15 protein-coding genes are annotated in these 9,793 nt (G+C 47.2%); 12 read left to right on the forward strand and 3 right to left on the reverse strand.

All coding sequences use genetic code 11. The features are described from left to right. The first annotated feature begins 59 nt into the window (after positions 1-59). The 6 genes from KDK17_RS02630 to accD all read left to right on the forward strand — a co-directional run bounded on the left by KDK17_RS02630 (position 60) and on the right by accD (position 4,607). Positions 60-206 carry a hypothetical protein gene (locus KDK17_RS02630; RefSeq protein ID WP_257287277.1) on the forward strand — a complete coding sequence of 49 codons (147 nt, stop codon included), beginning with the start codon at positions 60-62 and terminating at the stop codon, positions 204-206. A 23-nt stretch (positions 207-229) separates the two neighbouring features. Beyond that, the gene (locus KDK17_RS02635; RefSeq protein WP_257287278.1) at positions 230-658 is read left to right on the forward strand and encodes a KTSC domain-containing protein; all 429 of its coding nucleotides are present in this window, start codon (positions 230-232) and stop codon (positions 656-658) included. Positions 659-928: 270 nt separating this feature from the next. Further along, on the forward strand, positions 929-1,540 hold the full coding sequence (locus KDK17_RS02640) for a phosphoribosylanthranilate isomerase (protein WP_257287279.1): 612 nt from the start codon (positions 929-931) through the stop codon (positions 1,538-1,540). Further along, on the forward strand, positions 1,537-2,766 hold the full coding sequence (gene trpB / locus KDK17_RS02645; protein ID WP_257287280.1) for a tryptophan synthase subunit beta: 1,230 nt from the start codon (positions 1,537-1,539) through the stop codon (positions 2,764-2,766). Before KDK17_RS02640 ends, trpB begins: the two co-directional genes overlap by 4 nt. Before the next feature lie 17 nt (positions 2,767-2,783). After that, on the forward strand, positions 2,784-3,587 hold the full coding sequence (trpA, locus tag KDK17_RS02650; protein WP_257287286.1) for a tryptophan synthase subunit alpha: 804 nt from the start codon (positions 2,784-2,786) through the stop codon (positions 3,585-3,587). A gap of 90 nt (positions 3,588-3,677) precedes the next feature. Next, the gene (gene accD / locus KDK17_RS02655) at positions 3,678-4,607 is read left to right on the forward strand and encodes an acetyl-CoA carboxylase, carboxyltransferase subunit beta (RefSeq protein ID WP_257287281.1); all 930 of its coding nucleotides are present in this window, start codon (positions 3,678-3,680) and stop codon (positions 4,605-4,607) included. 133 nt (positions 4,608-4,740) lie between these two features. Here the strand turns inward: accD and KDK17_RS02660 are convergent, their stop codons facing one another. The 3 genes from KDK17_RS02660 to KDK17_RS02670 all read right to left on the reverse strand — a co-directional run bounded on the left by KDK17_RS02660 (position 4,741) and on the right by KDK17_RS02670 (position 5,957). Further along, a complete protein-coding gene (locus KDK17_RS02660) occupies positions 4,741-5,007 on the reverse strand; it encodes a type II toxin-antitoxin system RelE/ParE family toxin (RefSeq protein ID WP_257287282.1) in 267 nt (88 codons plus the stop codon). Next, positions 5,004-5,249, reverse strand: coding sequence for a CopG family ribbon-helix-helix protein (locus KDK17_RS02665; RefSeq protein WP_257276502.1), 246 nt, complete (start codon positions 5,247-5,249; stop codon positions 5,004-5,006). The genes KDK17_RS02660 and KDK17_RS02665 overlap by 4 nt, the downstream gene beginning before the upstream one ends. A 249-nt stretch (positions 5,250-5,498) precedes the next feature. Continuing rightward, the gene (locus KDK17_RS02670; protein WP_257287283.1) at positions 5,499-5,957 is read right to left on the reverse strand and encodes a DUF29 domain-containing protein; all 459 of its coding nucleotides are present in this window, start codon (positions 5,955-5,957) and stop codon (positions 5,499-5,501) included. A 79-nt stretch (positions 5,958-6,036) separates the two neighbouring features. Here KDK17_RS02670 and folC point away from each other — a divergent pair, with 79 nt between their 5' ends. The 6 genes from folC to KDK17_RS02700 all read left to right on the forward strand — a co-directional run bounded on the left by folC (position 6,037) and on the right by KDK17_RS02700 (position 9,684). Continuing rightward, complete coding sequence (gene folC, locus KDK17_RS02675) at positions 6,037-7,356, forward strand: bifunctional tetrahydrofolate synthase/dihydrofolate synthase (protein WP_257287284.1); 1,320 nt, start codon at positions 6,037-6,039, stop codon at positions 7,354-7,356. 442 nt (positions 7,357-7,798) lie between these two features. Further along, a complete protein-coding gene (locus KDK17_RS02680) occupies positions 7,799-8,080 on the forward strand; it encodes a nucleotidyltransferase domain-containing protein (RefSeq protein ID WP_257252536.1) in 282 nt (93 codons plus the stop codon). Then, entirely contained in the window at positions 8,077-8,568 is a 492-nt protein-coding gene (locus KDK17_RS02685) for a hypothetical protein (protein ID WP_257252537.1), read from the forward strand. Before KDK17_RS02680 ends, KDK17_RS02685 begins: the two co-directional genes overlap by 4 nt. Before the next feature lie 124 nt (positions 8,569-8,692). After that, positions 8,693-9,025 (forward strand): nucleotidyltransferase domain-containing protein, encoded by a 333-nt coding sequence (locus tag KDK17_RS02690; protein ID WP_257281510.1) that lies wholly within the window; start codon positions 8,693-8,695, stop codon positions 9,023-9,025. Beyond that, positions 9,018-9,524, forward strand: a complete 507-nt coding sequence (locus KDK17_RS02695) for a hypothetical protein (protein WP_257287285.1) — start codon at positions 9,018-9,020, stop codon at positions 9,522-9,524. Before KDK17_RS02690 ends, KDK17_RS02695 begins: the two co-directional genes overlap by 8 nt. Further along, positions 9,517-9,684, forward strand: coding sequence for a hypothetical protein (locus KDK17_RS02700; RefSeq protein ID WP_257252540.1), 168 nt, complete (start codon positions 9,517-9,519; stop codon positions 9,682-9,684). Before KDK17_RS02695 ends, KDK17_RS02700 begins: the two co-directional genes overlap by 8 nt. Positions 9,685-9,793: the final 109 nt, after the last annotated feature.

The following is a 9,793-nucleotide window of genomic DNA, read 5'->3' on the forward strand; positions in this document are numbered from 1 at the left end:
ATTTTTAGACCAATTTATTGCAACCGCAGTAGGACAGTCTTAAGTCCGACAGGCTGCTAGTGGCTCATTCTCAGGGGAACTTTTATGGCAATGAGTCCTGGCGTTCGGTTTATCAGACTTCGACTGGCGGTATTGCCTGGAATGAGTTGAAGTTGATGGGCATGGTGTCAGTCGCGACTCCGGCCAGTCAGGTAGGTTATCCCTGAGTCATCCGGTTGATCAGCAGAGTGTGACCCGATACCTGACGCTTTCTGATGATCTGGTGATTAATGTATTGAGAAGCGCTGCCTTTGGACCTTTGCCTGCCAATGTAACAAACAGTACTGTGAGCGACGACTGGAAAAACCATAGCTTTGGGATGAGTTATGTTTTAGGTGATCCCAGTGGCCAGTTTTTGAAGGACCAGATCAGAAGCGTTGCCTACAGTCTGGAAACCTTACCCTTTGATCGGCAGCCAGTAGACTCGTCGGCGCTGGCATCTGCAGGCTATGATCCAACAGCCCGGATACTGGAAATCGAGTTTGTGGTTAGTGACAGTCTCTATCGATATTACGATGTGCCTGAGAGTGTCTATCAGGATTTGCTGTCTGCTGATTCTGTCGGTCGTTATTACAATCTGTCCATTAGGGGTCAATACCCTTCCAGGCGTTTGAACTGAGGTGGGTTTTACTCTTGATTTGGCTCTTGTCTTTTCAGTATGAGACAAGAGTCGGCTGTTTCTGCTAACATCCACCTTCTGTTTTCAGATCCTGTTTCATTTCCTGCTCCTGCAGGGGGAAGCTGTATGGAAGCATCCTGTTCAATGACTCCCATCGCTTACTCATCATAGAAACCTTATTGAACCGGTTTGTCTGATGATCGGGAGAGTTCGCTGTCATCGAATGCTATTGGCGTTCTTTATCAGCTATAGGCATTAGGAGAGGTATCGTTGAAGACTCGGATCAAGGTCTGTGGAGTCACCTCTGTAGAAGAAGCGCTGGAAGCGGTTAATGCGGGTGCTGATGCACTGGGTGTGGTGTTTTATGCGCCCAGCAAGCGGTTTGTGACCGTCCGTAAGGCTCGAGAAATTGCCACGGCAATCCCACCTTTTATCACCCTGGTGGGTTTGTTTGTTGATGCTGAGGAATCCGTTATCCGGGAGGTTCTGGATCACGTCCCGCTGGATCTGTTGCAGTTTCACGGCAATGAGACCGATCAGGAGTGTGAGCGATGGCGAAGAAGATATATCAAGGCACTCAGAGTACGTCCCGGGACGTCTGTTGAGGAAAGTGCTGCCGCTTATCCCGGTGCCTGTGGTCTGCTTCTGGATTCTTATCGTAAAGGTATACCCGGCGGAACCGGTGAGGCTTTTGACTGGCAATTGATACCGGACAGTCTGGATAAGCCCGTTATTCTGGCGGGTGGTCTGAATCCTGAGAACGTTTCGCAAGCCATAGAACAGGTTGCGCCCTTTGCTGTCGATGTCAGCAGTGGTGTAGAGAATGACAGGGGCAAAGACCCCGAAAAGATGAAAGCCTTTGTCGAGGCGGTAAAACAATGACTGTAGATTATAAGACTCTGGATTATAAAAAGTTGCACGAGCTGCCGGATGAATCCGGTCATTTTGGTCGTTTTGGTGGACGCTATGTTGCAGAAACACTCATGTGTGTTCTTGAAGAGCTGGAATTGACCTACAAGAAGCTTTGGAATGACCCCGATTTTCAGGCTGATTTTGACCGTGATCTGGCTCATTACGTAGGCAGGCCCTCACCGCTCTATCATGCTGAGCGCTGGTCTGAAAGTCTCGGTGGTGCACAAATCTACCTGAAGCGTGAAGATCTGAATCATACCGGTGCCCACAAGATCAATCATGCAATTGGTCAGGCGCTGCTGGCCAAACACATGGGTAAAAAGAGGATCATTGCCGAAACCGGTGCAGGTCAGCATGGTGTAGCTACCGCCACGGTTGCCGCGAGGCTGGGTCTGGAGTGTATCGTTTACATGGGTGCCAAAGACGTTAAACGTCAGGCGTTGAATGTTTATCGGATGAAGCTGCTTGGGGCCACAGTTGTGCCGGTAGAGAGTGGCTCTCAAACATTGAAAGATGCTATCAACGAAGCACTCCGTGACTGGGTGACCCGTCCGGAAGAAACCTTTTATATTCTGGGAACGGTTTGTGGTCCTCATCCGTATCCGGAAATGGTGCGTAATTTTCAGAGTGTTATTGGTCGTGAAGCTCGCAGGCAATGTCTGGAAATGACCCGGCGTCTGCCCGATGCTCTGGTGGCCTGTGTAGGTGGTGGCTCCAACGCTATGGGATTATTCTACGAATTTCTGCAGGATGAAGACGTCAAAATCTACGGTGTTGAAGCCGGTGGTCACGGTGTTGAGTCTGGAGAGCATGCTGCAAGAATGTCTGGAGAGAGGCAGGGCGTTTTCCAGGGGCAGCGCAGTTTCCTGATGTGTGACGACGATGGTCAGATAACTGAAAGCTATTCAGTATCGGCTGGTTTGGATTACCCGGGAGTAGGCCCCGAGCACAGTCATCTCAGATCTGTCGGTCGTGCTGAATATCCCTGCGTAACAGACGATGAGGCTTTGGCTGCATTCAGAAGCCTGACACGTATGGAAGGTATTATGCCGGCTCTTGAGAGTTCTCATGCCCTGGCTTTTGTTGAGCAACTGGCTCCAACCATGGAGAAAGATCAGATTATTCTTGTCAACCTGTCTGGTCGGGGCGACAAGGATATTCATACTGTGGCTGAAATTGATGGACTTTCGTTCTAAGCATTGATGGAGAAATCATAATGAGAATTAAACCATGCTTTGAGCGATTGTCTTCGGAAGGTCGTAAGGCTTTGATGCCCTATGTGACGGCGGGTGATCCGGCGGATAAGACCGTAGACATCATGCACAAGATGGTAGCCAGTGGTGCTGATCTGATCGAATTGGGTTTCCCGTTTTCGGATCCTGTGGCTGACGGACCGGTGATTGCAGAGGCTCATGAGCGGGCATTATCACAAGGTGTTACATTGAATGACGTTTTTTCAATGGTAACTCGCTTCAGGGAAAACGATAATACGACCCCGATTGTCCTGATGGGCTACCTTAACCCGGTAGAAGTTATGGGTTATGGGGTGTTTGCTGCGCGGGCCGCTGAAGCCGGTGTCGACGGTGTACTGATTGTTGATTTGCCCGCGGAGTTTGCTGGCGGTCTGGTTGAGCATTTAAAGCCCAGGCAGATTGATATGATCAACCTGATTACGCCCACTACCACCGATGAGCGCATTCAAAAGATCTGCTCTGTTGCTTCAGGGTTCGTATATTACGTTTCAGTGAAGGGAGTGACAGGCTCAAACAAGCTGGATCTCGGCAGTGTTCAGTCCAGAGTGGCTCACATCAAAGGGTTTACCGACCTGCCTGTTGGTGTCGGTTTTGGTATTCGTGATGGTGAGTCTGCAGCAGCCATTTCTTCGGTTGCAGATGGTGTGGTAGTAGGGTCCCTGTTGGTATCCGAGCTGGCCAATTACCAACGCCAGGGCGAAGGTGCTATCGACCGGGTCTCTGGTCATCTACAAGCAATGCGTCAGGCAATGGATAAAGGTTAACCCGATGAATTAAGGCGATAGACAATAGGGAGTGCCCTGAACATTCAGGCGCTCTCTGTTTTCAATCTTGCCAATAGACAGGTAGCGTGAATGAGTAACTGGCTAGTCGATAAATTGATACCTTCGCTGTCACGTTCTACAAGTCAGCAGAAGAGCAGTAATGTGCCAGAAGGATTATGGCGCAAGTGTGTTAAGTGTGAGTCGGTTCTGTATCGCCCAGAGCTTGAGAGAAATCTGTACGTTTGTCCAAAATGCAGTCACCACATGCGTATCGGTGCCCGAAAGCGTCTGGAGTACTTTCTGGACAAAAGCACTACTGAAGAATTGTTCTCTGAGATAGAGCCTGTCGATAAGCTCAAGTTCCGGGATTCAAAGAAATACAAGGACCGTCTGGCATCCGCTCAAAAGCAGACGGGTGAAAAAGATGCTCTGGTCGCTATGAAAGGCCAGCTGGATGGTCTGCCTGTGGTTGCTGTGGCTTTTGAATTCAGCTTTATGGGTGGATCAATGGGTTCTGTTGTTGGCGAGAAGTTTGCCCGTGCCGCAGAGCTGAGTCTGGAACTCAAGGTTCCTTTTGTTTGTTTTTCAGCCAGTGGTGGTGCCCGCATGCAAGAGGCTTTGTTCTCCCTGATGCAGATGGCGAAAACCAGTGCAGCATTAGAGCGCATGAAACAACAGGGAGTACCTTATTTCTCTGTGCTCACAGATCCCGTTTATGGAGGTGTATCTGCCTCTTTGGCAATGTTGGGTGATGTGAATATTGCCGAGCCCGGTGCATTAATCGGGTTTGCGGGTCCGCGCGTTATCGAGCAGACGGTTCGTGAAAAGTTGCCTGAAGGCTTCCAGCGCAGTGAGTTTCTGCTGGAGCATGGGGCAATCGATATGATTGTTGATCGGGGCGAAATGCGTTCGACGGTTGCTCGACTTTGCAGAAAAATGCAGGGAATGGCTTCAGTGCCTGTTGAGTCGGATTCGGAATTCGGTGCAGATGGAGAAGAGGTGATTACTGCAACTGGGTGATGGCTGCATAGTTAACCCGGAGATTTCAAAAAGTGTTTTTTCTTGATCTTGCATAACGGTGAATACACGTTATCCGGATTAATGTGGCTGTGCGTCTTTTTAAATCCGAGTGAGCGCAGGGGGGGGGTTAAAATCATCTGAGTTGCTTTAAGTGCAGTATTCTGGCTATGTCTACTACGTCTGCACTGATACGGTAGTAAGCTACGTATTCAGTTCCGGCAACAGGTAGCTTTCGATATAAGCGTTCCTTATGGCCTGCCTCTGGGAATGCTTCAATTTGCTCCAGGGTAGCCGGCATAAATTGAGCGATTTTGCCTGCAGCATTTGGGTGTATTCGATCAAGGTGTTCGATATGACTGAGGAAGTCATCCTCGGCTCGTTTTGATATTCTTGACTTCATGGCTTTTTAGACAGACTTTCTTTGGCTTCTGTCAAAAAATCACCCAGTGGTCTTGTAGAGACTTCTCCAGAGTCAATACCCTCTAGTGTCTTTTCAACCTCTTCTATTTGCCACGCTGTCTTGTCAATCAGATCATTCACAGCTTCACGGATTAGATAAGAGACGTCTCGATCTCTTATCCGTGCTAGCTCATTAAGTTTATCAAGCGTTTCCTGTTCAAATTTTACGCTTTTGACTGCCATGGGCATAGCGCTGCTCTCTCTGGAGTATTTTGCAGTAGTTCAAGGTAGTACGACCTTTCACAAATAACAATAATAAGCACAGGGCTATTTAATTTGAGGCATTTTTAGCCTCGCCAAAATTCATTAGAGATCATGTGTTCAAAGCCAGGCGTGGAAGGATTTGAGTGGTTGGAATGACATCAACAATAGTTGCTAGGAGTCTTTATGTACCGTTAGTTAGTCACACTACACTAGAAATTTATTAATGAGTTAGTCTGGCCAAAACTCATCATTGATCACCTGTTCAAAGGGCCACTCGCATTGTGTTGGGAATGTGGTTTCTGGCAGGCCAGTCTCTTTGAATGCTGTGATTTTCGCAGCGCCGTAAGCTTCAGTAGCAGCCTCAGGGAGTCTAGGCCTAAGTCCTGGATTTTCCTTAATGAGTTTTTTTAGGCGGAATCTTTGTTCTTTGATCGAACCCTGCCAGCTTGTGCTCCTGTTTTCAGGTTGGAATTTCCACTTCAAAAGATGCATGAGCAATACGTCCAGTCGATGACTCAGCTGGCGATATTCGCTTCTTCCCATGCCTTCGATTTCCTCGAGAATGTTATCCAAATCCAGTTCTCCCAGTCGACCCTGACGGATTAAATTGGCTTGTTGCTGTGTCCAGCTATAAAAATCAGTCTCGTAAAGCTGTTGAGTCATCGAAATTCCCCACAATGGATTCACCCGAAGGTCAGATATAGAATGATTTGAGCAAATATGCAACCATACGTCCCTCACGATGTTCTTCTAAGGAATCCCCTGCATGACATACCAGCAAAACGGTCAGCCTCCCTTCGAGCAGCTGTCTGATTGGCTTGACTGGTTGGAAAACTCCCGGCCTGAACACGAAATGGAACTTGGGCTGGACAGAATAAGAAAAGTGTCGGAAAGGCTGGGTCTTATAAAACCCGCGCCATTCGTTATCACGGTTGGGGGTACCAATGGCAAGGGATCAACGGTGGCTATTCTTGAATCTATTCTCCTGGCGGCTGGTTACAAAGTAGGCGTCTACACTTCCCCGCATCTGCATAGATTCAATGAGCGTATTAAAGTCAATGGTGTTGAAGCAAGCGATGAAAGCCTGTGTGCCTCCTTTCAAAAAGTGAATGACGGGCTTGGCGGTGACTGGCTTTCCTATTTCGAATTCGCAGTGCTGTTGGCCGTAAATGTTTTCCAGAAAGAAAAAGTAGACATTGCGCTTATGGAGGTTGGGCTGGGCGGTCGTCTGGATGCCACTAATGTGATTGAGCCGGATGTCTCCGTAATCACTACAGTAGGGTTGGATCATCAGGACTGGTTGGGTTACAGTATTGAAGCGATCGCAAAAGAAAAAGCAGGTATTTTTCGCTCCGAAAAACCAGCCATATTTGGTGGTGTGGAGACTCCAGGCAGTATCGTCGATGAAGCTGTCAGGCTGGAGTCAGCTCTGTACAGAAGAGATAAAGAATTCGAGCTAAAAGAAGAAAGTAGAACATGGAGTTGGAAGGGTTTAAACAAAACGGGTGAATGTATTGAGTATGTCGACCTGCCTATGCCCGCATTAGTTATTGATAACGCTGCTACTGCTCTGCAAACAATTCAGTTTTTACCTGATGCTGTAAGCCGTGATGCAATCGTAGAAGGTTTAAAAATATCGAGCCTCCCTGGTCGTTATGAAAAAGTGATGGAGATCAATAAAAGGGGGAAAAAAGTTCAGGCTATTCTCGATGTTGCGCATAATCCGCAGGCAGCAACAAAGCTGGCAGAGCGCCTGAAGGCAGATCCGGTCTCAGGAAAAACTCGTGCACTGATTGGGATCTACAAAGATAAGGATTATCACGGAGTTATCGAGTCTCTGTCTGAAGTGGTCGATGAGTGGGTGGTTGCCGATTTTGATTCGCCCAGAGCGCTTGATAAGACTGTTCTGAGTGAAGCGGTTGCCAGATATTCTGAACTACTGCCTGTTATCGCTGAAAATGTAGAGTTAGGTTTTCAGCAACTAAAAGAAGTATCAACTAGCAGGGACAGGGTGCTTGTTGTGGGTTCGTTTTTGATGGTTGGTGCAATTTTGTGCGGTGGTGCTGAAGTTTCTCCTTCGAATTGATTTATCTTCTATTATTGTCTCGTTTTCCTGAGTGTATTTAAGGTTATTTTGTAAAGTTGTCGTTTAATGCAGGTGGTTTTCACTGATGATCATGTGTAGGATTAACCCCTTTATCGTAATGCTGCGTGATGGTTAGATAAGTCTGTCGATCACAAACTTCCTGGTTTTGCAATACCTGCTAGAGCTATTTAGTCAATAAATAGTAGGTAATTTTTAAGCTGCTTTTCAGAGAGAGTGTAATCTGAAGGGCGGTAGCGTGAATAAATGCTGGGTATATTTTTTATTTTTCGGAATTTTAAAGAGTAAAAGTCTTGCTCGGAGAGAATGTCAATTATCATAAAATCCGAAGCTTATGCAAGAGGTTTGTTTGTTGTCAGAACTGGCTCAGCCAGCTTAAAGAAGTCGGCAGGTGAAAATTAAGCAATGATTGAGAGAGTGTCTGGTGCGATTGACTAAATCCGAGCAGCAAGCCATTGTGACAGTTATCCGGCAGCTTGACCCTGATGCTGAAATTTGGCTTTTTGGATCGAGAGTTGATGACCAGGCCAGAGGTGGGGATATAGACTTACTGATTCTGTCGCATAAATTGAACTCGGCGGATAAACAGAAGATCAGGTTAGCGCTCTATGAAAAGCTGGGAGAACAAAAAATAGACTTGGTCATTGCTGCTGATGATTCTGACCCATTTACTCGAATAGCATTGGCAGAAGGAGTTTCTCTGTGAATGAAGGCAAAGCCGAAAAACGACGGGTAGCGATAAAAGAAGACCAGTTGTTGCTATTGCAGCAACAGTTGGAAAGCATGAAGCACATGGAGGAGTTGCTTGAATGGTCTTTGGCTCGTTGCCAGTCTGTGAGCCTTGAAAAGGAAAACATGCCAGAGCTTGAAGATCTGGAAAAGTTTGAATCCCTCACCGCTCGCTTTGCCCGTTTTAATGACATCTTGCTGCAGAAAATATTCCGCCTGATCGATGTTATAGATCTGGAGCATGGAGGTACCGTTCGCGACAGAATCAACCGGGCTGAGAAAAAAGGTCTGATTAATAACGCCATTGAATTTATAGAAATTCGTGAACTGAGAAACAGTATTGCCCATGAATATCAGCCAGAGGCTTTGAGCCTGATTTTTCCTCAGGTTCTCAAATTTGTGCCAGTATTGCTTGATGTTGCTGAGAGGGTTAGGGGGTATTGTCGGCGGTATGATGGTGGTTAGCATCACTCTTGCTGATGTTGTAGTCAGGGTTTAGGACAGGGAAAAATCATGAAAATCCCTGAAGTCCTTGCTGGGCAGGCACTTTCATGATTTTCTCGTGGGTGTATACGACAGGTTAATACCATTGAGAATCACAAACGAACATGCGGCCCATATTTGCAACGTGCTTCAGCATTACTTTGGTGCCAAAACTGACATCTGGCTCTTCGGCTCAAGAGTTGATGATAACCAGCGTGGCGGTGATATTGATCTCTATATAGAAACCGACCTGCAAAGTCCGGAAGCGGTTTTTGATGCCAAACTCCACAGCCTGGTGGACATCAAACAGCACATCGGTGACCAGAAAATTGACCTGGTCATTTACCGACGAGGAAAACGCCGGGAAGCGATTCACCATGAAGCCAGAAGTACCGGGATTCGACTCAATGGCAACAGAGCTGGGGTAATGAATGAGTAGCGGACGACAAATTGCAGACGTTACCGGGCGCACCCTCTGGATTTGTGACCGACATGCCTTGCGTCTTGAATGGGTGATGGCCGAAGTGGAAAGCCTGTTTCCATTAAGTGTCAATGCATTTGACAACCTTACCCCGACTGAAGTGGCTTACATGGACCAATTTTCCACCCGGTTCTGTAAATTACAGGATGCCATAGGGGCAAAACTCTTTCCTCACGTGCTGGATTTAGTGGGAGAGCAGGGGGCACTGAACACCTTTATCGACAAGCTCAACCGGCTGGAAAAAATAGGGGCCATTGATAATGCAGCCCAATGGCCTTTATTTCGTGAGATGCGCAATGCTTTTGCCCATGACTACCCGGAAGACAGTGAACTGAATGCCGAGACGTTGAACCGGGCCGTGCCGCTGGCCAGCGAGTTGTTAAAGGTCTACCACAATATTCGGGATTTTGCCTTGCGTTATGGTGCCGTTTTGCCTGGGGAGTGCAACGGTGGCTGACAACATTAAAATCGAATACGGAAAGTTCAAACAGTCATTAACATTGCTGGAATCTCAATACCATCATCAGCAGACACTTGATCACACATTACCCGGCTGGCTGCAAGAGGCAGTATCGCAGGGAAAAATCATGAAACCTCCTGAAAATATTGACCTGTAGCTTATATTTGTTTTCTTTTTAATACGTCTATGGTCTTATAGCTGCACCTCAGGATAAGGCCTCAGCATGAATGCTCACGATTTGATTTCACAACTCTCTATTATTAGTG

The organism is Endozoicomonas sp. SESOKO2 (assembly GCF_024606245.1).
Classification (GTDB): Bacteria; Pseudomonadota; Gammaproteobacteria; order Pseudomonadales; family Endozoicomonadaceae; genus Endozoicomonas_A.

Bases quoted from the DNA above. Each gene is read 5' to 3' on its own strand.
- trpB (WP_257287280.1), top strand. From the start codon at position 1,537: ATGACTGTAGATTATAAGACTCTGGATTATAAAAAGTTGCACGAGCTG.
- KDK17_RS02665 (WP_257276502.1), bottom strand. From the start codon at position 5,249: ATGGCAGTCAAAAGCGTAAAATTTGAACAGGAAACGCTTGATAAACTT.
- KDK17_RS02660 (WP_257287282.1), bottom strand. From the start codon at position 5,007: ATGAAGTCAAGAATATCAAAACGAGCCGAGGATGACTTCCTCAGTCAT.
- KDK17_RS02695 (WP_257287285.1), top strand. From the start codon at position 9,018: ATGAGTAGCGGACGACAAATTGCAGACGTTACCGGGCGCACCCTCTGG.
- accD (WP_257287281.1), top strand. From the start codon at position 3,678: ATGAGTAACTGGCTAGTCGATAAATTGATACCTTCGCTGTCACGTTCT.
- folC (WP_257287284.1), top strand. From the start codon at position 6,037: ATGACATACCAGCAAAACGGTCAGCCTCCCTTCGAGCAGCTGTCTGAT.